The 25,612-nt window shown below is 50.5% G+C and carries 20 protein-coding genes and 2 pseudogenes; 13 read left to right on the plus strand and 9 right to left on the minus strand.

All coding sequences use genetic code 11. The features are described 5' to 3' along the window. The first annotated feature begins 12 nt into the window (after positions 1-12). From hisD to hisB, 3 genes are read left to right on the plus strand one after another with little or no spacing between them, the layout of a single operon-like run. Entirely contained in the window at positions 13-1,296 is a 1,284-nt protein-coding gene (gene hisD / locus OIM59_RS09735; protein WP_299168660.1) for a histidinol dehydrogenase, read from the plus strand. Then, entirely contained in the window at positions 1,293-2,342 is a 1,050-nt protein-coding gene (gene hisC / locus OIM59_RS09740) for a histidinol-phosphate transaminase (RefSeq protein ID WP_303896420.1), read from the plus strand. Before hisD ends, hisC begins: the two co-directional genes overlap by 4 nt. Then, positions 2,339-3,463, plus strand: a complete 1,125-nt coding sequence (gene hisB, locus OIM59_RS09745; protein WP_303896422.1) for a bifunctional histidinol-phosphatase/imidazoleglycerol-phosphate dehydratase HisB — start codon at positions 2,339-2,341, stop codon at positions 3,461-3,463. The genes hisC and hisB overlap by 4 nt, the downstream gene beginning before the upstream one ends. A gap of 78 nt (positions 3,464-3,541) precedes the next feature. On the opposite strand, the gene OIM59_RS09750 is transcribed toward hisB, so the two are convergent. Both OIM59_RS09750 and nadC read right to left on the minus strand, forming a co-directional pair. Beyond that, the gene (locus OIM59_RS09750; RefSeq protein WP_299168654.1) at positions 3,542-4,156 is read right to left on the minus strand and encodes a DUF4923 family protein; all 615 of its coding nucleotides are present in this window, start codon (positions 4,154-4,156) and stop codon (positions 3,542-3,544) included. Positions 4,157-4,221: 65 nt separating this feature from the next. Next, positions 4,222-5,076, minus strand: coding sequence for a carboxylating nicotinate-nucleotide diphosphorylase (gene nadC / locus OIM59_RS09755; RefSeq protein ID WP_022353872.1), 855 nt, complete (start codon positions 5,074-5,076; stop codon positions 4,222-4,224). A gap of 95 nt (positions 5,077-5,171) precedes the next feature. On the opposite strand from nadC, the gene rlmH reads away from it, so the two are divergent. Beyond that, a complete protein-coding gene (rlmH, locus tag OIM59_RS09760; protein ID WP_299168651.1) occupies positions 5,172-5,645 on the plus strand; it encodes a 23S rRNA (pseudouridine(1915)-N(3))-methyltransferase RlmH in 474 nt (157 codons plus the stop codon). 5 nt (positions 5,646-5,650) lie between these two features. Here the strand turns inward: rlmH and OIM59_RS09765 are convergent, their stop codons facing one another. Next, positions 5,651-6,541, minus strand: a complete 891-nt coding sequence (locus OIM59_RS09765; protein WP_303896424.1) for a glucosaminidase domain-containing protein — start codon at positions 6,539-6,541, stop codon at positions 5,651-5,653. Positions 6,542-6,686: 145 nt separating this feature from the next. On the opposite strand from OIM59_RS09765, the gene OIM59_RS09770 reads away from it, so the two are divergent. Beyond that, on the plus strand, positions 6,687-7,169 hold the full coding sequence (locus OIM59_RS09770; protein ID WP_303896426.1) for a cytidine deaminase: 483 nt from the start codon (positions 6,687-6,689) through the stop codon (positions 7,167-7,169). A 135-nt stretch (positions 7,170-7,304) separates the two neighbouring features. On the opposite strand, the gene OIM59_RS09775 is transcribed toward OIM59_RS09770, so the two are convergent. The 5 genes from OIM59_RS09775 to OIM59_RS09795 all read right to left on the minus strand — a co-directional run bounded on the left by OIM59_RS09775 (position 7,305) and on the right by OIM59_RS09795 (position 16,112). Continuing rightward, positions 7,305-8,924, minus strand: a complete 1,620-nt coding sequence (locus OIM59_RS09775) for an ABC-F family ATP-binding cassette domain-containing protein (RefSeq protein ID WP_072542092.1) — start codon at positions 8,922-8,924, stop codon at positions 7,305-7,307. A gap of 96 nt (positions 8,925-9,020) precedes the next feature. Next, positions 9,021-9,779 carry a LytTR family DNA-binding domain-containing protein gene (locus OIM59_RS09780; protein ID WP_299168644.1) on the minus strand — a complete coding sequence of 253 codons (759 nt, stop codon included), beginning with the start codon at positions 9,777-9,779 and terminating at the stop codon, positions 9,021-9,023. A 1-nt stretch (position 9,780) separates the two neighbouring features. Beyond that, a complete protein-coding gene (locus OIM59_RS09785; RefSeq protein ID WP_299168642.1) occupies positions 9,781-10,824 on the minus strand; it encodes a sensor histidine kinase in 1,044 nt (347 codons plus the stop codon). A gap of 9 nt (positions 10,825-10,833) precedes the next feature. Beyond that, complete coding sequence (locus OIM59_RS09790; protein ID WP_303896444.1) at positions 10,834-11,751, minus strand: efflux RND transporter periplasmic adaptor subunit; 918 nt, start codon at positions 11,749-11,751, stop codon at positions 10,834-10,836. A gap of 20 nt (positions 11,752-11,771) precedes the next feature. After that, positions 11,772-16,112, minus strand: coding sequence for a CusA/CzcA family heavy metal efflux RND transporter (locus OIM59_RS09795; RefSeq protein ID WP_303896446.1), 4,341 nt, complete (start codon positions 16,110-16,112; stop codon positions 11,772-11,774). Positions 16,113-16,388: 276 nt separating this feature from the next. Between OIM59_RS09795 and OIM59_RS09800 the strand changes: the two genes are divergently transcribed. The 8 genes and pseudogenes from OIM59_RS09800 (at position 16,389) to galK (ending at position 24,347) form a co-directional block, all read left to right on the plus strand. Then, entirely contained in the window at positions 16,389-17,006 is a 618-nt protein-coding gene (locus OIM59_RS09800) for a nucleotide exchange factor GrpE (RefSeq protein ID WP_303896448.1), read from the plus strand. A gap of 15 nt (positions 17,007-17,021) precedes the next feature. Further along, positions 17,022-18,206 carry a molecular chaperone DnaJ gene (dnaJ, locus tag OIM59_RS09805; protein ID WP_299168635.1) on the plus strand — a complete coding sequence of 395 codons (1,185 nt, stop codon included), beginning with the start codon at positions 17,022-17,024 and terminating at the stop codon, positions 18,204-18,206. 175 nt (positions 18,207-18,381) lie between these two features. Then, positions 18,382-19,029, plus strand: coding sequence for a hypothetical protein (locus tag OIM59_RS09810; RefSeq protein ID WP_288352799.1), 648 nt, complete (start codon positions 18,382-18,384; stop codon positions 19,027-19,029). A 68-nt stretch (positions 19,030-19,097) separates the two neighbouring features. After that, complete coding sequence (locus OIM59_RS09815) at positions 19,098-20,384, plus strand: folylpolyglutamate synthase/dihydrofolate synthase family protein (protein WP_303896452.1); 1,287 nt, start codon at positions 19,098-19,100, stop codon at positions 20,382-20,384. A gap of 96 nt (positions 20,385-20,480) precedes the next feature. Further along, positions 20,481-21,575 carry an aldose epimerase family protein gene (locus OIM59_RS09820; protein ID WP_299168630.1) on the plus strand — a complete coding sequence of 365 codons (1,095 nt, stop codon included), beginning with the start codon at positions 20,481-20,483 and terminating at the stop codon, positions 21,573-21,575. 51 nt (positions 21,576-21,626) lie between these two features. Further along, a pseudogene (locus tag OIM59_RS09825) lies at positions 21,627-22,631 on the plus strand (MFS transporter); the annotation flags it as partial. A gap of 195 nt (positions 22,632-22,826) precedes the next feature. Then, a pseudogene (locus OIM59_RS18715) lies at positions 22,827-23,120 on the plus strand (MFS transporter); the annotation flags it as partial. A 72-nt stretch (positions 23,121-23,192) separates the two neighbouring features. Further along, positions 23,193-24,347 (plus strand): galactokinase, encoded by a 1,155-nt coding sequence (galK, locus tag OIM59_RS09830; protein ID WP_299168627.1) that lies wholly within the window; start codon positions 23,193-23,195, stop codon positions 24,345-24,347. Positions 24,348-24,422: 75 nt separating this feature from the next. Here the strand turns inward: galK and OIM59_RS09835 are convergent, their stop codons facing one another. Continuing rightward, positions 24,423-25,592 carry a DUF3843 family protein gene (locus OIM59_RS09835; protein WP_299168626.1) on the minus strand — a complete coding sequence of 390 codons (1,170 nt, stop codon included), beginning with the start codon at positions 25,590-25,592 and terminating at the stop codon, positions 24,423-24,425. Between the last annotated feature and the right edge of the window lie 20 nt (positions 25,593-25,612).

Here is a 25,612-nt window from a genome sequence, read left to right on the forward strand (position 1 = left end):
CCAAATGCTACTATGAACATCATTACTTATCCTGAGAAAAGTACATGGGCCGACTTGCTGAAACGGCCTACTCTCCAGACGGAATCGCTGCGGGAGACGGTACTCGAAATATTGAACCGCATCAAGTTTGAAGGCGACAAGGCCGTGCGGGAGTATGAAGAAAAATTCGACAAGGTACGGCTGGACTCCCTGCAGGTGAGCGAAGCGGAAATCGCCGAAGCGGAAAAGAAGGTCAGCATCGAACTGAAGGCGGCCATCACACTGGCCTACAAGAACATCCACACGTTCCACGCGGCACAGGTGTTCCAAGGGAAAAAGATTACCACCCTGCCGGGCGTCACTTGCTGGCAGAAGGCGGTGCCCATTGAGAAGGTGGGACTGTACATTCCCGGCGGAACGGCTCCTCTCTTCTCGACCGTGCTGATGCTGGCCACTCCGGCACAGATTGCGGGCTGCAAGGAAATCATTCTCTGTACCCCGCCCGACAAGGAAGGAAAGATTCATCCGGCCATCCTGTATGCGGCCAAACTGGCGGGCATCAGCCGTATCTTCAAGGCGGGGGGCGTACAGGCTATCGGGGCCATGGCTTACGGCACGGAAAGCATCCCGAAAGTATATAAGATATTCGGTCCGGGCAACCAGTATGTCACGGCGGCCAAACAGCAGGTTTCCCTGCGCGACGTGGCCATCGACATGCCGGCAGGTCCGTCGGAAGTGGCGGTACTGGCCGATGAAACCGCCAATCCGGTCTTCGTGGCAGCCGACTTACTTTCACAGGCGGAACACGGCACAGACAGTCAGGCCCTCCTGATTACGACCAGCGAGCCGCTGCTGATAGCTACCATGAAGGAAGTGGAGCGCCAGCTGGCACAACTGCCACGCAAGGAAATCGCCAGCCGCTCACTGGCGGCCAGCAAACTGATTCTGGTGAAGGACATGGACGAGGCAGTGGCCATGGTCAACGAGTATGCGCCGGAACACCTGATTATCGAAACCAAAGACTACCTGAAAGTCAGCGAACGGATTGTCAATGCGGGCTCGGTATTCCTGGGATATTATTCGCCGGAAAGTGCGGGCGACTATGCTTCGGGCACCAACCACACGCTGCCGACCAACGGCTATGCAAAGGCGTACAGCGGGGTGAGTCTGGACAGCTTCATCCGCAAAATCACGTTCCAGGAAATCACGCCCGAAGGCATCGCCATGATTGGCCCGGCCATTGAGGTGATGGCGGCCAACGAGCAGCTGGACGGCCACAAAAATGCAATCTCCGTACGTTTAAAGAAAGAATCATGAAACCATTGAAAGAACTTACGCGGCCGAACATCTGGGCCTTGAAGCCTTATTCTTCGGCACGCGACGAATATAGCGGGAAAGAGGCATCGGTATTTCTGGATGCCAACGAAAATCCTTATAACACGCCCAACAACCGGTACCCGGACCCGCTGCAACGGGAACTGAAGGGGCTGATCGGGCGTATCAAGAAGGTATCGCCCGAGCATATCTTCCTGGGCAACGGCAGCGACGAGGCCATCGACCTTCCTTTCCGGGCGTTCTGCCGTCCGGGCATCGACAACGTGGTGGCCATCGAGCCTACCTACGGCATGTATCAGGTCTGTGCCGATATCAACGACGTGGAGTACCGAAAGGTACAGCTTGACGCGAATTTCCAGTTCAAGGCTGCCGACCTGCTGGCGGCTGCCGACGAGCACACCAAACTGATTTTCCTCTGCTCTCCCAACAACCCGACGGGCAACAACCTGTGCCGGGAAGAGATTCTGACCCTTCTCCGGCAGTTCGAAGGACTGGTCATCGTGGACGAGGCGTATGCGGATTTCTCCGACCAGCCGTCGTTCCTGCAACAGCTCGACGACTTTCCGAACCTGATTATCCTGCAGACCTTCTCGAAGGCGTGGGGCTGTGCGGCCATCCGTCTGGGCATGGCGTTCGCTTCCAAGGAAATCATCGACCTGCTGAACAAAATCAAATATCCTTACAATGTGAACCGGCTGACACAGCAGGAAGCCATCCGGATGATTGAAAAGCATTATCAGGTGCAGCAATGGGTAGGTTCGTTGCTGAAGGAACGTACCCGTCTGATGACCGAATTTGAGAAAATGCCGTGCTGCGAGCACATCTACCCCACCGACGCGAATTTCTTCCTCACCCGGGTGAGCAATGCCAAGAAAATCTACGACTACCTGGTAGACAGAGGCATCATCGTCCGCAACCGGAGCAACGTGGCCCTGTGCCACAACTGCCTGCGCATCACCATCGGTACGCGGCCGGAGAACGATGCGCTGCTGGAGGCCCTGAAAAACTACAAGGAGGAGGAAGCATGAAAAAGAAAGTCTTGTTCATCGACCGCGACGGAACCCTCGTCATCGAACCGCCCGTAGATTACCAGCTGGATGCTTTCGAAAAGCTGGAGTTTTACCCCAAAGTGTTCCGCAACCTGTATTTCATCCGGCAGAAACTGGATTTTGAGCTGGTCATGGTGACCAATCAGGACGGACTGGGCACGCCTTCTTTCCCGGAAGAGACTTTCTGGCCCGTACACAACCTGATGCTCCAGTCGTTCAAGAACGAGGGCATCGAGTTCGACAATATTTTGATTGACCGGAGCTTTCCGGAAGACAATGCACCTACGCGCAAGCCCCGCACGGGCATGCTGACGGCTTACCTGCACAATCCGGACTATGACCTGCCGGGCAGTTTTGTCATCGGTGACCGGGCGACGGATGTACAGCTGGCACAGAACCTGGGCTGCAAGGCCATCCTGCTGCAACCGGATAAAAGTATATTGGCTGGCAGCGGACTGGAGGCTACCTGCGTGCTGGCCACTACCGACTGGGACCGCGTGGCGGAGTTCCTCTTTGCCGGCGAACGGACGGCAGAAGTGTGCCGGAAGACCAAGGAAACCGATATCCGCATCCGCCTCAACCTGGACGGCAACGGCACCTGCCACATTGACACGGGACTGGGTTTCTTCGACCACATGCTGGAGCAGATTGGCAAGCATGGCGGCATCGACCTCGATATCCACGTGGACGGTGACTTGCACGTAGACGAGCACCACACCATTGAAGACACGGCCATCGCTTTGGGAGAATGTCTGTATCAGGCCCTTGGAAGCAAGCGGGGCATCGAACGCTACGGTTACTGCCTGCCCATGGACGACTGTCTGTGCATGGTGGCACTCGACTTCGGCGGACGCCCCTGGCTGGTGTGGGATGCCACCTTCACCCGCGAAAAGATTGGCGACGTGCCCACCGAGATGTTCCTCCATTTCTTCAAGTCGCTGAGTGACTCAGCCCGCATGAACCTTCACATCAAGGCAGAAGGCACCAACGAACACCACAAGATTGAGGGGATTTTCAAGGCGCTTGCCCGCAGCATCAAGATGGCCGTCCGGCGCGACATCCATCATTTTGAGATTCCCTCCAGCAAGGGATGCATCTGAAAACAAAAAAAGAAGCATGGATTCCGAGAGAAATTCTCTCCGCATCCATGCTTCTTTCCTAAGATATACAAAACAAAATTACTGTTTCTTCAACTCCACTCCCAATTGCAGTCCGTCATACTGGTTCAGCAAAGAGGTAGCTGTGCTGACAGCCGAATTAGACGACTTGCTTGCCACTGCACCGGTAATGGTCTGCGCCAGCGACATCAGCTTGTCGGCCTTGAAGAGCAAACTCATCGTATTGCCTGTCAATCCTTTGGACACCGTAGCGTTCACCTTCAGTCCCAGACGCGTCTTCATGGTCAATTCCTTGGTATCGGCATTGTAGCTGTAAGTTCCGTTCACAGTCTTTCCACCGACCACGGAAGTGTAGGTACTGTCTTCATTGAAAGTATAAGTAGCTCCTTCCTTGAAGCCCAGTTTTTCCAATACGCCGCTCATCTTTTCTTCCACTTTCTTGGCTGCTACTTCACCACCGGCCTTGGCCAGCAGGTTATCGCTTTCAAACTTGCAGTCGGGGCCGGAATAAGCCCAGGTTCCGGTCAGCGAACTGCTTTCACCTGTCACCTTATTGGTCACCGCACCTACCACACCCGAAAGAATCGACTTCAGGTCTTGTGCCATTCCATTGGCTGTTCCGGCCAGACACAATGCCAGCACCAGCACACTTTTCCATAAAACACTTTTTTTCATCACTCTTCTCTATTTTAGTTGATTGTTCTTTTGTTACAAGCGGCAAGCCTCTCCTTTCGTCCGTCTCAACAAGCCTTGAAGCTCATGTCGAGACCTTTCACAGAATGGGTCAATGCACCCACGGAGATGTAATCCACTCCACATTCCGCATAGTCGCGTAGCGTGTCAAACGTGATACCGCCGGAAGATTCCAGTTCCACACGTCCACCCACCATTTCCACAGCCTTGCGGGTATTCTCCGGTGTGAAATTGTCGAGCATGATACGGTCAACTCCACCCAGGTCGAGCACCTGCTGCAACTCGTCGAAGTTACGTACCTCGATTTCAATCTTCAGGTCCTTGCCTTTTTCCTTGCAGTATTCCTTGGCCCGCGTGATGGCCTTGTCGATGCCTCCTGCGAAATCCACATGATTGTCTTTCAGCAGAATCATGTCGAACAGACCGATACGATGGTTCACACCCCCACCGATTTTCACCGCCATTTTCTCCAGAATACGCATGCCCGGAGTCGTCTTACGCGTATCGAGCACACGGGTCTTTGTCCCTTTCAGGCGTTCCACATACTTGTGGGTCATGGTTGCGATACCGCTCATGCGCTGCATGATGTTCAGCATCAGGCGTTCGGTCTGCAACAAAGACTGCACCTTGCCTTCCACTACCATCGGCACATCCCCCGGTTTCACGTGCGTACCGTCTTGCATGAATACGGTCACCTTCATGTCGGGGTCGAAACGATGAAACACTTCCTTGGCCACTTCAATGCCGGCCAGGATTCCTTCTTCCTTGATCAGCAGTTTCGACTTTCCCATGGCATCTGCCGGGATACACGACAATGTAGTATGGTCTCCGTCGCCTATATCCTCTGCAAAAGAGAGGTCAATCAGACGGTCAATCAAATCCTTTACAATTTTTTCGTCCATTTTGTTCAAAATATTAGGTGATATTTCATGTAGCAAAGGTAATTATTATTCATATCTTTGCAAAGACAACCCGTTTTAATCAAAGTAAAAAAGATATGAAATTTACCCTACTTGTGGTCGGCCGGACGGTCGAAAAGCATTACATCACAGCCATCAGCGACTACGTGGAACGTACCAAGCACTACATTTCGTTCGACATGGAAGTGATTCCCGAACTCAAGAACACCAAGAGCCTCAGCATGGACCAGCAGAAAGAAAAAGAAGGCGAAGCCATCCTGAAAGCCCTTCAGCCGGGCGATGTGGTGGTACTTCTTGACGAGCATGGAAAAGAATTCCGCTCCATCGAGTTCGCCAACTGGATAGAACGGAAAATGCATACGGTAAACAAGCGGCTGGTATTCATCATCGGCGGGCCTTACGGATTCTCTCCGGCAGTCTATCAGGCAGCCCAGGAAAAGATTTCCCTGTCCAAGATGACCTTCTCACACCAGATGATACGGCTCATCTTCGTGGAACAGCTTTACCGGGCCATGACCATTCTGAACAACGGCCCCTATCACCACGAATAGACCGGTCAGCGCAGCCGCAGAATGTCGCCCACCTTCGGAGCCGGAGCATCCGGTTCCATCTTATTCAGTTTGTACAGGTTCTTCAGGCGGATGCCGAACTTCTGTGAGATAGAATACATGGAGTCGCCCTGACGTACCACGTAAACGATGTATTCCTTCGTAGCCCGACGGCGTTTCTTCTCCAGGTATACCACTTCACCTCCCGTAAACTCATAATCTTTCGGCAGTTCATTGTAAGTGCGGAGTTTCTTCTTGCTGATGCCCAGCTCATCCGAAAGCGACTTGAACGTATCTCCCCGACGGGCGATGATGTACACCATGTCGTTGGCCAGATACGGCTGATGCGGATTGGGGAACTCCTCGGCCCACTCCAGTCCCTTCTTGCTGTCGTAACGGTCCAGGTCATACAGTTCGATGATATTAATCAGGCGGTCGGCATAACGCGGGTCGGTAGCATAACCCGCCTTTTTCAGTCCGCGGGCCCATCCCTTGTAGTCCGTAATCTTCAGACGGAACAAAGAAGCGTACCGTGCTCCGGTACGCAGGAACTTGGAATGGTCGCGATAAGAATCCTTGGCATGACGGTAAGCCCGGAAACATTCGTTGGGCGCATCGTCATCGGCACGCACCGTACGCCCGTCCCAGCTCCGTCCGCACTTGATGCCGAAATGGTTATTCGATTTGCGGGCCAGTTCACTCCGTCCGGCCCCCGACTCCAGCAATCCCTGCGCCAGCGTGATACTGGCTGGGATGTGGTAACGCTTCATCTCTTCCACGGCAATCTTGTGATACTGCCGGATGTAATCCTCGTATGCCTTGTTCCGCCGCTGGGCCGCTCCCAAAGATAGTACCATCCCTGCCAAGCAGCACACCAAGATATATCTTAATGATTTCATGCAGTTCTTCTTTTATGGTTTTGCACAAAGATAAGCGATTCGGTACAGAAGCCTTACGGGTAAATGCTTAAAAATACAGAAAAGCAGAAGGAAAACCGATTTTTTGCGTATATTTGTTTATTACCCAACCACAAAAACAACCGCCATGAAAGAAATTAAACTGGAAATCTGTATCCACTCTTTGCAATACGAAGAACTTGCCCCGCAAGACCGCAAGCTGATTGACAAGGCCAAAGAGGCCACCTCGCGCAGTTACGCTCCCTACTCCAAATTCTCGGTCGGTGCCGCCGCCCTGCTGAAAAACGGGATTATCGTCACGGGAACGAATCAGGAAAACGCCGCCTATCCTTCCGGCCTGTGCGCCGAACGCACCACACTGTTCTATGCCAATTCCCAGTATCCCGACCAGGCGGTACTGACACTGGCCATTGCTGCCCGCAACGAAGCCGGCTACCTTGACACGCCGATTCCTCCCTGCGGAGCCTGCCGCCAGGTATTGCTGGAAACGGAGCAACGCTACCGTCAGCCCATGCGCATCCTGCTGTATGGCGAGAAAGCGATTTACGAGGTAGACGGTACGAAAGACCTGCTCCCGTTGTCGTTCGGCGGGGAATTTCTGACGAAATAAGAAGATTTTTGAGGACAGAAAAAAACGCAAGTGCGTTTCCACAAAAACGTACTTGCGTTTCAAGTAAAACGTCCTTGCGTTTCGGATAAAACGTACTTACGTTTTCCTCCAAACGCAAAGGCGTTTTTTTGCATCTTATTTATCGCCGTACATACGGGCACGCATCTCCTTGATATGGTCGGATGAGATGTACTCGTCGTAATCCATCATCTTGTCGATGATACCGTTCGGAGTCAGCTCGATGATACGGTTGGCCACGGTTTCGATGAACTCATGGTCGTGTGAAGAGAAGAGCACATTTCCCTTGTAAATCTTCAGGTTGTTGTTGAACGCCTGAATGGATTCCAAGTCCAGGTGGTTGGTCGGAGTATCCAGAATCAGACAGTTGGCATTGCGCAGCTGCATGCGGGCAATCATACAACGCATCTTTTCTCCTCCCGAAAGCACGCTGACTTTCTTCATCACTTCTTCGCCGGAGAACAGCATACGTCCCAGGTAGCCTTTCATTTCCACCTCATTGCCCTGACCGTACTGACTCAGCCAGTCCACCAGGTTCAGGTCGCAGTTGAAATAATCAGTGTTGTCCAATGGCAGGTAAGCCGTGGTGATGGTTACCCCCCAGTTATAATGTCCGGCCTGCGCCTTGCGGTTGCCGTTGATAATCTCGAACAGGGCCGTCATGGCACGCGGGTCGCGGCTCAGGAACACAATCTTGTCGCCCTTCTCCACCGTGAAGTTCACGTCGTTGAAGAGCACCGTACCCTCTTCCGTTTCGGCACGCAGACCCGACACCTCCAGAATCTGGTTGCCCGGTTCGCGGTCCATCGTAAAGATGATGCCCGGATACTTGCGTGACGACGGCTTGATTTCGTCGACCGTCAGTTTCTCCAGCATCTTCTTACGGCTGGTAGTCTGCTTGGACTTCGCTACGTTGGCAGAGAAACGACGGATAAATTCTTCCAGTTCCTTGCGCTTTTCTTCCGCCTTGGCCTTCTGGTTCTGCTGCTGACGGAGAGCCAGCTGGCTGGATTCGTACCAGAAGCTATAGTTACCGGCAAAGAGGTTCACCTTGCCGAAGTCGATGTCGACCGTATGCGTACATACCGAGTCGAGGAAGTGACGGTCGTGACTCACCACCAGCACGGTATGCTCAAAGTTGGAAAGGTATTCTTCGAGCCAGGTCACCGTATCCATATCCAGGTCGTTGGTCGGCTCGTCGAGCAACAGGTTGTCCGGATTTCCGAAAAGCGCCTGTGCCAGCATCACGCGCACCTTTTCCTTACCACTCAAATCACCCATCAGCGTGTTATGCTTGTCTTCCTTGATGCCCAGACCGCTCAGCAGGATGGCCGCATCGCTCTCGGCATTCCAGCCTTCCAGTTCGGCAAACTTTTCTTCCAGTTCGGCTGCCTTGATACCGTCTTCATCGGTAAAGTCTTCCTTGGCATACAGGGCCTCGCGCTGCTTCATGATGTCCCACAACACGGTGTGTCCCATCAGCACGGTATCGAGCACCGTATGGGCATCAAACTTGAAGTGGTCCTGGCTCAACACCGAAAGGCGCTCGCCCGGTCCCAGCGTGACACTTCCCTTAGTAGGGTCCAGCTCACCCGAAATCACTTTCAGGAACGTGGACTTACCGGCACCGTTGGCTCCGATGATGCCATAGATATTACCATTCGTGAACTTCAGGTTCACGTCGTTATACAACACTCTTTTACCAAATTGAACGGCTACATTTGAAACTGTTATCATCTGTTTTTTCTACCTTTTTTTGAATTATGCGGCAAAGATACGGATTTCCACCGAAAAAATAAAGGGAAAAACCACGAAGCGTTTCTCCCTTTCCGTTTAGAACCAGTCCTTCAGTTCCGAAGCCTTGGCCTTGCTGATGATGATTTTCTCGGGCACCGGCACTTTCAGGTTGATGGCCAGCCGTCCGTTGAACCACAGGCTGATGTCGGACACGGCCTTCCGCGATACGATAAACTGGCGGTTGGCCCGGAAGAAATCGTGCGGGTTGAGCAGTTCGGCCAGCTCGTCGAGCGACTGCGAGAATACAAACTCCTTCCCGTCTCCGTCGACAGCCTTGACCAGCCCGTTGGAGATATAGAAATACTGGATGGACTCGACCGATACCGGCAGGAACTTGTCGCCCTTCACCGGCACCAGGAAATGGGTCTTGTAACTCTCCTCCTTTTTCAGGCTCCGGAGAATCTCCGACAGGTCGGGCTGTTTCTCCGCCTTCGGCTGTCCGCCCAACAGTTCCAGCTTGTGCATGGCCTCCTGCAAGTCAGTACGGCTGATGGGCTTGAGCAGATAGGCCACGCTGTTCACCTTGAACGCCCGCAATGCATATTCATCGTAGGCCGTGGTAAAGATAATCGGACAGGTGATGTCCACCTGTGCACAGATGTCGAAGGCTGAGCCGTCGGCCAAATGGATGTCCATAAACACCAGCTCCGGCATGGGATGCGTACGAAACCATTCCACTCCGTCGAAAATGCTGTCCACCTCCCCGACGATTTCAAAATCGGTGTCTACTTCCTGCATCACGGCCTTCAGGTTGCGCAAAGCTGCTTTCTCATCTTCTATAATCAGTGTTTTCATTTCAAATCAAAGGCAAAATCACAGTAAAACGGTTGTTCTCTTCCTGTACGGAAACCTCTTTTTTATACAGCAACTGGTAACGTTTGGCCAGGTTGGCCAGACCGATTCCCATTCCGGCCGTCCCACCCCGCTTGGGTTGCAACGGGTTGCTCACCTCCACCGTGTCGCCTTCCGCCTTTACCAGCACCGTCAGCGGACGGCGGTTACTGATTTCGTTGTGCTTCACGGCATTCTCTATCAGCAGCTGGAGGGCCATGGGAGGCAGCTTGCGGGAAAGCAGCTCCGGCGAAATCCGGATGTCAAACTGCAGATTCTCTTCGTAACGCACCTGCAGCAGATACATATATGATTTCACAAATTCCATTTCCTCCCGCAGAGTTACGGAATGTGACTCATTGTCCTGCAAAGTATAGCGCATCACCTTCGACAGCTCCTCCAGGTAATGACGGGCCTTGTCGGGCGATTCGCGAATGAGCAGATACAAGGTGTTCAGCGAATTGAACAACATGTGCGGATTCAGCTGGCTCTTCAGGGCCTCGTACTGGTTGATGATGTTTTCCGTGCGCAACTGCTGGTTTTCGAGCAGCATCTTGCGGCTTTTCCGGTTCTGGTAGAAGAAATAACAGCTTCCCGTCACAATGCAGGTAATCAGGAAATCGCGCAGCGGATGGAGGTAATGGTGAAGCATGGCATCGATGGCCGGAATGTCGAAATGCAGGTGCAAGTAGACGAAAAACTTTCCAAGCAGATTGCTCGCAATCCACGTGAGCACAAACGCGCAGAGCATCTTCTTCCACCCGATGGAAACCATGTCACTGTTGAAATGGAACACGGCCTCGTTCAGGAAGAAAAGCAACAACAAGGAAACATACGTAAACAGCACCTCATTGCCCACATCTGCCCAGTGCATACCCGGAAACGAAAGCCCGTCGGCCGAATACGGATTCGACAAGGTAATCAGTTCCGGGAAATGCGTAAGGAATGCCACCATGATGGCGATGGCATTCACTACCAGCAGATATTTATTGTTCACGATTCGCTTCATGCGTCAGAATCAAGATTTTTGGGGAGCCTTACGGGCTGATACATACATTCCGGGACGGAAATCTTTCAGCGGATGCAACACACGGGCATACACCTTGATGGAGCGGTTGGTGCTGTCCACCATCTGGTCGATGGAAACCAACACGGCTTCAAACGTTTTATCACCCATGCCATTCACACGGAACTCAATCTGGTCGCCCACCTTCAAATCGTCCAAATCTTTCTCGTAAGCAGTCAGCTGCAACATCAGCGCCTGCTTGTCAATCACGTCACACACAGGTTCACCCACATTGAAATATTTTCCCAGATTGACGTTCATATTCGTCACATATCCGCTCAGCGGAGCTTTTATCTCCAAATAAGGATGAATGCCCTGCGTCTGCAAATGACGGGTATCCATACCCAGAATCTGCAACTGGGCAGCCGCCGCATCCAGCCGGCTCTTCATGGAGAGATAGTCCGACTTGCTCTGCTGCATCTGTTTCTGTGAAGCGGCCTCGTGCGAAGCCAGGTTCTTCTGGCGGAGATATTCTTTTTCCAGGAATTCCACTTGTGCGGCTGCATCCAGCCAGGTCTGCTGCAAGGCGATGAAGTCCGGATTTTCCAATGTCAGAATTACTTGGTTTTTCTGTACGTAGCTGCCCGGAAGGAAAGCCACACTGTGTACGGCGCCTCCCATGCTCAAGGTAATGGTGGCATGCCGCTGCGGAGGTACCATCAGGATACCGTTGAAAGACGGTGCATTGGCCACTTGGGTCGCTCCAGAAACCCCGTCCACTTCCACGCTGTCGGCCGAGGCTGAAAGACTGTCGGCCTGTGCCGACTGTGTGCCGGCTGCTTCATCGGTTGTTTGTTCGGATGCACCTCCCCCGCAAGCCGTGAAAGCCAGTGCACACCATAAGGCTGAGAAAAAAAGTATCTGTTTCATCTTGTTATGCTTTTTATTTTTTATTCAGTGTATAATTCGATTTCCAGTACGGATACGTTATAGGCATATACCGTTTCAATGTAACTCCGGCGGATGTCGCGTGAAGCGTTCAGGCTCTGCACGAAGTCCGTGATATTGATTTCACTTTCCTTGAACTTCAGCAGGGCACTTTCCTGCAAGGCTTCTGCCTCTTTCAGAGCAGCCTTGGAATAATAATCCAGACTCTCCTGCTGCTGACGGGCACGACGGTAAAGCTCTTCCACCTGGTTGTTCAACTGTACCCGGTTCTGCTCGGCCTGCCATTCTGCAATCTGCAAGTTCACCTTGGCCTGCTTGCTGCGGCTGCGCTGGGGGAAGAACAGAATGGGGAAAGACACGCCCACCATCCATGAGTTCAGTCCGTTCAGCGGAGCGATTTTCTGACGCACATACCCCAGTGAGAACTCCGGGAAAAACTTGCTGCGTTCAATGCGGAGTTCCGATTTCTTTTCCTGCACCTGGCTGGCAAAATAGTTCAGATGGGCTGCCGAAAGCGTACGGTCCTGCAAAGAGAGCGGAAGTACGGCCAGCGAACTGTCATTGGGCACTACTGGCGCACCGGCATAGCAGGCCCACGCAAAACGACGGGAAGCCAGCTCCACTTCCTCCCGCGCCTGCAGGCTGCGGGTGTGAAGATCCGCTGCCAGCGTGGCAATCATGTTCCGTTGTGTCTGGTCAATATCTCCCTGCTGATAACGCAGTTCCCCGCTTTCACGCAGCTTCAGGGCTAGCTCCTCCTGCTCTCCATACAAACGATACAAATGGAGAGCATATTGATAGTACACCCACGCCCGTTTCACTTCGGCCACAATTTCTTTCTTCACCATGTCGCGGTAGTTACTGCCTGTGGTCACCTGTGCATTGACCAAGGCATTCTTATAAAAAGGAGTCAGCAAGGAACCAAGCGACTGTTCTACCGACAGTTCGTTATCTTTCCGGTATTCCCCGTTCAACTGCCCCCAGGAGTAGCTGAACGAAGTATTGCCCCCATCCCACACTTCTCCACGGGCTGCCCGGCTCCGTTCGATTTCCGCATTGGCCATCTTCAATCGTGGATGATTCTGCAAGGCTATTTCCAAGGCCTCATCCAACGAAATCGCTTTCTGGGAAACCGGAGTCACAGCCGAAACGGATGCGGCCAGCAGCAGTAACAGACAGGTCATCCCGACTTTTCGGCCCAACCGAGCACGGTGTCTTTTCCGTCCCCACAAATGGGCAATGACATTTACCAGCCGGTAGAACACCGGAATGACAATCAAGGTCAGCACGGTAGACACAATCAGTCCACCAATCACTACGGTCGCCAGCGGGCGCTGTACTTCGGCTCCCGCCGAGGTAGCTACCGCCATGGGCACAAAGCCCAGTGAAGCCACCAGTCCGGTCAGGAACACCGGTCTCAACAGATGAGGACATCCTTTTGCAATGATTCGATTCGTACACATAGTATAAGTTTTTTCTTTTCGCAAATCATTAAAATGATTGATCATCAAGATACCATTCAGCACGGCCACACCAAACAGGGCGATAAATCCCACACCGGCCGAGATACTGAACGGAAGTCCACGCAACCACAAGGCTACGATACCTCCAATCAGAGACAAAGGTACGGTAGAAAAAACAACTAACGAATAAATTACGCTTCTAAATGCGAAAAACAACAGCAAAAGTATCAGCATCAGGGCAATCGGAATCACAATGCTCAACGTGCGTACGGCATTCTGCAGGTTTTCAAACTGTCCGCCGTATTCCCAGTAATAACCGGGTTTCAGCTTGACATTTTTCTCCAGTGAAGTACGTATCTGTTCCACTACCTGCTGGATGTCGGCATCGCGCACATTGACACCGATGACAATCCGTCGTTTGGTAGCATCGCGGTTAATCTGCAACGGCCCGTTCTCCAGGTCGATGCTGGCCACTTCGCTGACCGGTATCTGAATGCCTTCGCTCGTGCGGACAAACAGTTTGTCGATGTTCAGGTCTTTCACCTTATCCTTGTCCAGACGCAATACGAGGTCGAAACGGCGTTCGTTTTCAAAGACCACTCCGGCAACCTCTCCGGCATAGGCCGTACGGATAATCGTATTCAGTTCCTCAATGTCGATGCCGTAGCGGGCAATCTTGGCACGGTCGTATTTCACCAGCAACTGCGGAAGTCCCATAGCCTGCTCTACCAGCACATCGGCTGCCCCAGGCACCTGTTCTACATACTTGGCCGCCTCTTTGGCCTTGGCATAGAGTTCGGCCATATCTTCTCCATACAGTTTGATGGCAATATCGGCTTTGGCTCCTGTCATCAACTCATTGAAACGCAACTGGATGGGCTGGCTGAAATTGAACTCGGCTCCTTTCACCGATTCCAGCGACTTTTTCATCTTCTCCACCATCTCCGCGCGGCTGCTGGCCGAAGTCCATTCACTGAACGGCTTCATCACAATCATCACGTCGGCATCCTCTACGGCCATCGGGTCGGTCGGCACTTCGGCCGTACCGATTTTGGCGACTACGTGCTTGATTTCCGGGAAATCCTCCTTCAGTTTCTTCTCGGCTGCAAGCGACACCTCGATACTGCGGCTCAGTGAACTACCTGCCGGAAGCGTCATCTGCATGGCGAAGTCGCCTTCATCGAGTGTCGGAATAAATTCGGCTCCCAACCGGGTGAACAACAAGAAGGATAATATTAATAAGGTAAAGGCTGAAGCCAAGGTACCCCACACATGAGCCAGACAGAAATTCAAAATCCGATGATACACGCGGTTCAACTTCTCAAAGAAACGGTCGGCCAAGGTCGGCTTGACAGCCACGGTACGTTTCAGGAAAAGCGAAGCCATCATCGGCACATAAGTGAGCGACAGCAACAGGGCACCGATGATGCAGAACACCAGGGTCTTGGCCATCGGAGTGAAGTACTTGCCTTCAATTCCTGTCAAGGTCAATATCGGGAAGAACACAATCAGAATAATCAGTACGGCAAACGTCGCACTCCGCACCACATTGCCGGCACCTTTTTCCACTTCCTCATTCATCTCCTGCTTGCTCAGCGTGCGGCCCATCCATTTCTTGCCATAGATGTGTGCCAGAATACCTTCCAGTATCACGATGGAACCGTCTACCACGATACCAAAGTCGATGGCTCCCAAACTCATCAGATTGGCCGACACACCGAATACCCGCATCAGGATAAAGGCAAAGAGCATGGCCAAGGGAATGACGGACGCCACAATCAGTCCGGCACGTACATTTCCCAGGAACACAATCAATACGAGGAACACGATAATGGCTCCTTCCACCAGGTTACGGATAACGGTCGAGATATTCCGGTTCACCAGTTCCGAACGGTTCAGGTAGGGTTCTACGCTGATACCCTCGGGCAACATCTTCTGTACCTTGGCCACCCGCTTCTCCAGTTCCTGGGTCACCACGTTGGCGTTGGCACCTTTCAGCATCATGGCGATACCTCCCACGCACTCACCTTCTCCATCCTTGGTCATGGCTCCGAAACGCTTGGGAGCGCCATAGCGTACTTTTCCGATGTCGCTCACATGCACGGGAATCCCGCCCCGGTTGGTCACGACAATCTGTTCAATGTCTTTCAAGTCGGAAATCATACCTTCCGAGCGGATGTAATACGCCCGGTCCACCTTTTCTATATAACTTCCTCCAGTATTCTGGTTGTTGCGGCTCAGGGCCTCGAACACATCACTGATGGTGATGTTCAACGAATACAAGGCATCCGGGTCGACGGCCACCTCATACTGTTTCAGGTAACCTCCGAAACTGTTGATTTCCACAATGCCCGGGATACCTGAAAGCTGGCGTTTCACAATCCAATCCTGGATGGTACGCAGCTCCATGGCATCGTACTTCTTTTCATACCCGGGAGCCACCTTCAGCACATACTGATAGATTTCGCCCAACCCGGTAGTGATAGGCATCATTTCCGGTACCCCCAAATTGGAGGGAATCTCTCCAGCCACGGTCTGTATCTGCTCATTTACCAACTGACGGGCATCCAGTGTGGGCACGCTTTCCTTGAACACGACCGTCACCAGCGACAAGCCGAAGCGGGACACCGAACGGATTTCCTGTACATTCATGATGTTGCTCATGGCCACCTCTATCGGGAACGTAATCAGCTGTTCCACCTCCTGAGGCGCCAATGTGGGCGACACCGTGACAATCTGCACCTGATTATTGGTGATATCGGGCACGGCATCAATGGGCAATGTCAGCATGGAATAGATGCCCCCTATCATTAAAAACAGTGTCGTCAGGGCGACAAAGAGTTTTTTGCGAATTGAAAAACGGACTATTTTCTTAAACATTTTCTTGAGTGTTGATTGATGATGGTAGCAAAATTAATTCCTCACCCCTTCTAAAAGATACATAAAAGTGTGAAACAGACAAATCGAAGGTTGAACCGACCTTTCGGGAAGATGAAATGGAAAAAGGAAAGGCAGAAGCTGAAACTTATCTTTTTCCATGTCAGTGTGGCAGTTTTTTATTATTTTTGCGGCCAATCCGCACAAGGACCGTATTGAGGCACAGAATTTGCTGGTGAAAAAGCAAAAACATTCAACTGAAATAAAAACCTTTAAGATATGAGTAACAAAAATCAAAACCCAAACGTGGAAGAAGAATTGAAGAACCAACAGCAGAACACTGCCGAAAACGCGCAGGCTGCCGCTGAATCTCAAGAAGCGGAAACGCAAGAAACCCAGAAAGAAGGGGAAGAAAAGAAAGAACTCACTGCAGAAGAAAAGTTGGAAAAGGAATTGGAAGAAGCTCAGAAAGTAATCGACGAGCAGAAAGACAAATACCTGCGCCTGTCTGCAGAATTCGATAATTTCCGGAAACGTACCATCAAGGAAAAGGCTGAACTTATCAAGAACGGTGGTGAAAAGGCCATCAATGCCGTGCTGCCGATTCTGGACGATTTGGAACGTGCACTGCAGAACATGCAGAAAGCAGAAGACGTGAAGGCCATTTACGACGGGGTGGAACTGATTTACCAGAAGTTCCTGAAAAACCTGCATCAGGAAGGCTTGGAAAAGATGGAGCCTGTCGGTCAGGACTTCGACACCGATTTCCACGAAGCCATCGCATTGGTGCCGGCTTCCAGCGAAGACCAGAAAGGAAAGGTGCTGGACTGCGTACAAACAGGATACAAGTTGAACGAGAAAGTCATCCGTCACGCCAAAGTGGTGGTTGCCCAATAATAAACAGGTAGAGTCATGGCGAAAAGAGATTATTATGAAGTGCTTGGAGTTGCCAAAACGGCCACGGCAGATGAAATAAAGAAAGCGTATCGAAAGAAAGCCATCCAGTATCACCCGGACCGCAATCCGGGCGACAAGGAGGCGGAAGAGAAATTCAAGGAAGCAGCAGAAGCCTACGAAGTGTTGAGCAATGCCGACAAACGTGCACGTTATGACCAGTTTGGTTTTGCAGGGGTAGACGGTGCAGCCGGAGGCGGAAGCGGATTCGGCGGATTCAGTGGCCAAGGCATGTCCATGGACGATATCTTCTCTATGTTCGGCGATATTTTTGGTGGACACGGAGGTTTCGGCGGATTCAGCAGCGGATTTGGCGGAAGCAGCCAGCCACGCCAGCGTAAGTTCCGTGGTTCCGACCTGCGGGTAAAAGTCAAACTGACATTAAAAGAAATCTCTACAGGCGTAGAAAAGAAGTTCAAACTGAAAAAATACGTGCAATGCAGTCACTGCCACGGTACGGGTGCCGAAGGCGACGGAGGCACGGAAACCTGTCCTACCTGCCACGGAACAGGTAGCGTGACCCGCACACAACAGAGTATTTTCGGTATGATGCAGACCCAGACCGTATGTCCGCAATGTGGAGGTGAAGGAAAAATCATCAAGAACAAGTGTAAGGAATGTGGCGGCGAAGGTATCGTGTACGGTGAAGAAGTAGTCACCGTAAAGATTCCTGCCGGAGTGGCTGAAGGCATGCAGGTAACTATCAATGGGAAAGGCAATGCCGGAAAACACAACGGAGTGCCGGGCGACCTGCTGGTCTTGATTGAAGAAGAAAAGCATCCGGAACTGATTCGCGACGAGAGTGACCTGATTTACAACCTGCTACTGAGCGTTCCGACTGCAGCTCTGGGAGGTACGGTAGAAATCCCGACCATCGACGGAAAAGCCAAAATCAAGATAGAGCCGGGCACACAGCCAGGCAAGGTACTCCGCCTGCGGGGCAAAGGTTTGCCGAACATCAACAGCTACGGATATAATACGGGAACAGGCGACTTGCTGGTCAATGTCAGTGTCTACATTCCGGAAACACTGACCAAAGAAGAACGTCAGGCACTCGAAAAATGGCAGGAAGCCGAGAACTTCAAGCCGAACATGAGTCTGAAAGAAAAAATCTTCAAGAAGTTCAGAAGTCTATTCGACTGACACAATCTCTTTTTGACAGAAATACAAGGTCATTCCTTTACAGGGATGGCCTTTTTTCATAGGTTCCCTCCCATTTGTCCAAATAATCTTTAAACCAAACCTAAAAAGAGATAATCCCGAGAAATGCAAGGCACTTTTTTTGTATTTTTGAGGCAACCTAAAAAAACAGAAAGCAATGAAACACTGTATCTTGATAGGAATACTGTTTTGTCCGGTTCTCGTCTTTGCACAGACCGAAAACAAAAAGTCTCTTCCGGCCGACTCCGTTTCTGCCGCTCCCCTGCACACGGAGAATCTGTTGCCGCAGGATACCCTCAGTGTACCTCTGCCCGCACCCGTACAATCACATTATCTATATTCTCCCTTCGACATGTATGGCATCACTCCCTTCAGCTATACCACATGGGAGCTGCATAAAGGATTCAATGCCTCCATCGGCATGAACGTCACGTTCAGCCCCAGCAAATATGCGCCTTCCGGCGTAGGATTCGGACAGGATGCAGCCTTCCTGTATGCCGTTCCCCTGAACAAACGTCTCAGCGTGGCAGGCGGACTGTATGCCAGCAATTTCAACTGGGGAGGTATCAATTACCGGAACGTGGGCATTGCCGGTATTGCAGCCTTTAAGGTGAACGAACGAATCAGCCTGTATGCGTATGGCAACAAATCACTCATGCCGAAGCGTTCGCCCTACTACTACCCACTGCCTAATTTTGCGCCTGACCGGATTGGCGGAATGATTAACTTCAAATTCAATGAAAGCAGCTCCATCAGCATCGGTGTGGAAGGCATCAAAGCTCCCCAAGGGCCCTACTGGTGGTAAATGAAAGCTAAAAAGATAGGTTATCCTGATAAAAATGATGATATTTGCAGCGGCAAAAAACAAGAATCATGAATTATCAGGAAACGCTCACTTATCTATACAACAGTGCCCCTCTGTTTCAGCAAGTTGGCAAGGATGCCTACAAAGAGGGGCTGGACAACACGTATGCACTAGACAATTATTTCGACCACCCTCACCGCCGCTTCCGCACCATCCACGTGGCCGGAACCAACGGGAAGGGTTCTTGCTCGCATACGCTGGCAGCCATCCTGCAAGCTGCAGGCTATAAGACAGGCCTCTACACCTCTCCTCACCTTGTTGATTTCCGCGAACGAATCCGTGTGAACGGCACACCGGTGAGCCAGGAGTTTGTCGTCGATTTCGTGGAAAAGCATCGCGCTTTCTTCGAACCGTTACACCCTTCTTTCTTCGAGCTGACCACTGCCATGGCTTTTACTTATTTCGCCCAACAACAAGTGGATGTGGCCGTCATTGAGGTGGGCCTTGGAGGAAGACTGGATTGCACCAACATTATCCAGCCCGACTTGTGCGTCATCACCAACATCAGTTTCGACCATGTGCAGTTTCTGGGCAATACGCTGGCAAAAATTGCCTCCGAGAAAGCCGGCATCATCAAAAAAGGTGTTCCGGTAATCATCGGAGAAACTACTCCGGAAACCCGATCGGTCTTTCAGGCCAAGGCAGAAGCCGTAGGTGCCCCCATCGTATTTGCCGAAGACGAGCACTTGCTCCTCGATGCTAAGCGAAACGAAACCATGCACTACATCTACCAGACGGCAGACTATGCCGACCTGGAAGGTGAACTGGGCGGACTATGCCAGCTGAAAAACACCAACACCTTGCTTTCCGCAATCCGTCGGCTTCCTGATGCCGGTTACCGTATTACAGAAAAAAATGTGCGGGAAGGCTTCCTGCACGTCTGTGAACTGACCGGACTGATGGGACGCTGGCAAAAACTGGGAGAACACCCCACCATCATCTGTGACACCGGACACAACGTGGGCGGCATGCAATACATCACAGAGCAGCTTCGCCGGCAGACGTATCAAACCCTGCACATCGTGATTGGAATGGTAAATGACAAAGACGTGAGCGGTGTACTTTCCATGCTTCCTAAAGAAGCACGTTATTATTTCACACAGGCCAGTGTGAAACGTGCCCTCCCTTGTGATAAAATGAAAGCCTTGGCAGAGACTTTCGGCTTACATGGAAACGCCTATCCCAGTGTGGGAAAAGCCTTCAAGGCAGCCCGTCAGCAAGCCCAGCCCAATGATTTCATTTTTGTGGGAGGAAGCAGTTTTATTGTAGCCGATTTACTTTCTTTAAATAAATAAACCGTATTCTTTCTTTGAAAAATGTTTGGGTATGTTGGAGAAAATCTTTTTATTTGCACAACAAAATAATGTGTGAACTAAAAAGATTTTAATAATATGAATAACACATTTTACAAAGAAAATAATTTAAGCGGCTTAAAAAGAGCAGATTTTCAAAAAACAATCGACGGTAAAGAAACCGATTTGTTTATTCTTTCAAATCAAAGTGGCGCTGAAGTTGCCATCACAAACTACGGGGGAGCGATCTTAGCAATAATGGTTCCGGACAAAAACGGCAAATTGGCCAATGTAGTTCAAGGCCATGACAGTATTGACCACGTCATAAACAGTCACGAACCTTTCCTCAGTACATTAATCGGACGATACGGCAACCGCATCGCCAAAGGAAGCTTCCTGATGGATGGAAAAGAATACAAGCTGACCATCAATAACGGACCTAACTCCTTGCACGGAGGTCCTACTGGTTTCCATGCCCGTGTATGGGATGCCAAGCAGGAAGAAGCCCACACTGTCAGCCTGCATTACCTTGCCAAAGATGGAGAAGAAGGTTTTCCTGGCAATCTGGATGTCACTGTGACTTATACCCTTACCGGAAACAACGAACTGGTCATTACCTACGTGGCCAACACGGATAAAAAAACCATCATCAATCTGACTAATCATGCATTCTTCAGCCTGGCTGGCCTGAACAACCCGACACCGACTGTAGACAACAATATAGTCACTATCAACGCAGACTATTATATTCCTATCGACGAAGTATCTATCCCGACTGGGGAAATTTTGAAAGTGGAAGGAACGCCGATGGATTTCCGTACCCCCCACACAGTAGGAAGCCGTATCAATGAGCCCTTCCAACAACTTATTAACGGAGCCGGATACGACCACTGCTACGTATTGAACAAACGGGAAACAGATGCTCTGGTATTCGCCGCAAAATGTGTAGAACCGGAAAGCGGACGTACGCTGGAAGTCTATACCACCGAGCCGGGCGTACAAGTATACACGGCCAACTGGCACAACGGCTTCACCGGGTACCATGGAGCCACATTCCCGGCAAGAAGCGCCATCTGCTTCGAAGCACAGCATTTCCCTGACTCTCCCAACAAAGGACATTTCCCTTCAGTCGTACTGAAACCGGAGGACACCTATCACCAAGTTACCGTCTATAAATTCGGGGTAGAAAAATAACACATAGAAGAAACAATCTAATTATAACTTAATACACTTTCAATTTAAACCATGGAACAACAAAAACAAAAAACTAACGTCATCGCAATCATTACGATGTTCTTTCTGTTTGCGATGATTTCATTTGTTACCAATCTGGCTGCACCGTTTGGTACCATCTGGAAAAACCAGTATGCCGGTGCAAACACATTAGGTATGATGGGTAACATGATGAACTTCTTGGCATACCTTTTTATGGGTATTCCTGCCGGTAACATGCTGGTAAAAATCGGATACAAAAAAACATCTTTAATTGCCATGGCAGTCGGCTTTGCCGGTTTGCTGGTACAATACTTGTCAAGTCTTTTCGGAGCAGATGTGGATGTGTTCTCTTTAGGTGAATACGCCATCAAGCTGAACTTCATCGTATATCTGTTGGGTGCCTTTATCTGCGGTTTCAGTGTATGTATGCTGAATACGGTAGTCAACCCAATGCTGAACCTGTTAGGAGGTGGCGGGAACAAAGGTAACCAGCTGATTCAGACAGGTGGTGCATTGAACTCATTGGCTGGTACACTGACACCGCTCTTTGTGGGCGTACTCATCGGTACAGTGACTCCGAAAACAGCCATGTCTGATGTGGCTCCTCTCTTGTTCATCGCCATGGGTGTATTCGCTTTCACTTTCATCGTGATTTCCTTCGTATCCATTCCGGAACCTCACATGAGAAAGAAAGGCGATAATACTGCTAAAGAAAAATTCTCTCATAGTCCTTGGAGTTTCCGCCATACAGTACTGGGAGTAATCGGTATCTTTATTTATGTAGGTATTGAAATCGGTATTCCAGGTACATTAAACTTCTACCTGGCAGATGCCAGCGAAAAGGGAGCAGGAATCCTGACCAACGGTGCAGCTATCGGTGGCGCCATCGCAGCTATTTACTGGCTGTTGATGCTGGTCGGCCGTCTGACCAGTAGTATCATCAGTGGAAAAGTTTCAACCCGTGCACAGTTGATTACCGTTTCCGCTACGGCCATAATCTTTACAGTCATTGCCATCTTCACACCCAAGACAGTGGGTTTCAATGTGCCGAAAGTGGTATACGATCCGGCAGCCAAGACCTCTGAAATTTTGACAAACGCAGGTGTTCCAGCCGATCAGATTGCGACATTCGTCAACAATCCGTCGGAAGAAGCTTTGGCCCCCTATGCAGAGGCACTGAAGGAAATACATTCAACTCCCGCTGAGGTCGTAAAATCGATGGAAACACCCCGTGTTCCAGTAAGTGCATTATTCCTTGTCCTTTGCGGTCTGTGTACTTCCGTCATGTGGGGAGGTATCTTTAACTTGGCTGTAGAAGGATTAGGTAAATACACCGCACAAGCTTCCGGTATCTTTATGATGATGGTAGTAGGTGGTGGAATCTTCCCGTTGCTGCAACAAGTCATCTCCGATGCAGTAGGTTATATGGCCAGCTACTGGCTGATTGTAGCCATGCTTGCTTATCTGCTGTTCTACGGTCTGACAGGTTGCAAGAATGTAAACAAAGATATTCCTGTAGAATAAATCCGGCTGTCCGGTCCCGCATGTCAGGGCCGGATATGCTTTTTTAATATTAACCCTTAAATTTTTATCATTATGGACATAGAATTTGTAAGAAGCCGCTTTATCAAGCATTTCGACGGTACAACAGGCTCAGTATATACTTCTCCGGGACGTATCAACCTGATTGGGGAACACACAGACTATAACGGAGGTTTTGTATTCCCGGGAGCTGTAGATAAAGGAATGGTGGCCGAAATCAAACCGAACGGAAAAGATAAAGTTTGTGCTTACTCCATCGACCTGAAAGACTACGTAGAATTTGGTCTGAACGAGGAAGATGCCCCGAAAGCAAGCTGGGCACGTTATATTTTCGGTGTTTGCCGCGAAATGATTAAACGGGGAGTAGACGTAAAAGGCTTCAATACTGCTTTTGCAGGTGACGTGCCTCTGGGTGCTGGAATGTCATCTTCTGCTGCATTGGAATCTACATACGCTTTTGCGTTGAACGATTTGTTTGGCGACAACAAGATTGACAAGTTTGAACTGGCTAAGGTAGGTCAGGCAACTGAACACAACTATTGCGGTGTGAACTGCGGTATCATGGACCAGTTTGCTTCTGTATTCGGTAAAGAAGGCCACCTGATTCGTCTGGACTGCCGTTCACTGGAATACCAGTACTTCCCTTTCAGACCGGACGGATACCGTTTGGTATTGGTGGATTCAGTCGTAAAACATGAACTGGCTTCTTCTGCTTACAACAAACGTCGCCAGAGCTGCGAAGCAGTTGTGGCCGCCATCAAAAAGAATCACCCGACCGTAGAATTTCTAAGAGACTGCACAATGGACATGCTGAACGAAGTGAAAGCAGAAGTCACTCAAGAAGACTACATGCGTGCAGAATATGTCATCGAAGAAATCCAGCGTGTATTGGATGTGTGTGACGCCCTGGAAAAAGGTGATTACGAAACTGTAGGACAGAAGATGTACGAAACTCACCATGGCATGAGCAAACTCTACGAAGTAAGCTGCGAAGAACTTGACTTCTTGAACGACATCGCTTTCGATTGTGGAGTAACCGGTTCACGCGTAATGGGTGGCGGATTCGGCGGATGTACCATCAACCTGGTAAAGAACGAATTGTATGACACCTTCATCTCTACCGCAAAAGAACGCTTCAAAGAAAAATTCGGTCGTAGTCCAAAAGTATATGACGTAGTAATCAGCGATGGATCACACAAAGTTTGCTAATTCTATAATTCTTGATATGTAATAAAAAAAGCACGAAGTTATTTCGTGCTTTTTTTATTGCAATAGTTTTTTCAATCAATCTCCGCGGTAATAATACAGTAACGAATGACGGGCAATAAAGTCAGCATTCAGTTTCACCAACATCTTCTCTCCCCCCTCGGGTAATTCCGCATCGGGCAACAGATTCTCACAAATGCAATACGTCAGCAAATCGGGCGGACACAACATCTCTTCGGTCAGCATACGGAAGGCATTTCGCGAAGCCTCTTCCTGATTGTAAAACGGATTCTCCGCATCGGCAATATACTCACACACATCCTTTGCCAGCAAAAGCCCTTTCTGTTCATCTACCATCAACACAAAATTACGGTTGGCCTTCATCTGCGGCAAGGTGTGATTCTCATCATCCGGCCATTGGAGAATTTCTACCAGAAAACGCTTCAACGAATCATACCCATTCAGATAGATAATCCGTCTTCCACCCGTCCACAACGTAAACAACCGGTAGATTTCCGCATTCTTTTCCAAGACCGTATCCGGCACCACAGGCTCTTCCGAATACAATCCCGGCACTGACTTCCACACACCCGACTGCTTGCCGGCCAGCAAATCAATCCATTCATGCAAGAACAACGCCAAAGGCCCCACCGGCACAATAAAGCGGTCGGTCGGTGTCAGCCGGTCGATATACGGCCACATGGAAGGTCCCGTGAGATACGTATGCCCGAACAGCCAGGTCAGTTTCCGGTCGGCTTCTTTATCATCCGTATACCCGGCAAAATACGCTTGCAGCCACTCGTTCTCAGGAGCCTGCTCATAGGCCTCCTCCATCAGCGGCAGAAAAGCCTTTGCCTGCCGCAAAATACGTCCATCCAGCGGATTCACATACAGATGTTTGAACAATGCCTTCTGCCACGTGTTCCAAATCAGGAAACAGAGGTCTTCTTCATTGACCTCCCCCTTCACATAATTCTTCCCGATGGGATAAAAAGGAAGACATCGTCCATACAAACGGGTGTGAGCCGTCAGGAAAGCCTGCCACAGGCCCAATCCCGACACCATATCTTCCAAATACGCAGCCGCATACAGACATATTTTCTTCCGGTACGACTCCGGCACCTCCTCCAAATCACACACCGTATAAAGTCGGTTGGCCAGTTCCACATAGAACCCATCCGAAGGACATACAGTCGTATAAGGATGGATAGCCAGCCAGTCGTTCAGATAAATCACATTTTTTTTCATCTTACATTTCTCCTATTAAA

It is taken from the genome of Bacteroides mediterraneensis (genome assembly GCF_025993685.1).
Lineage (GTDB): Bacteria > Bacteroidota > Bacteroidia > Bacteroidales > Bacteroidaceae > Phocaeicola > Phocaeicola mediterraneensis_A.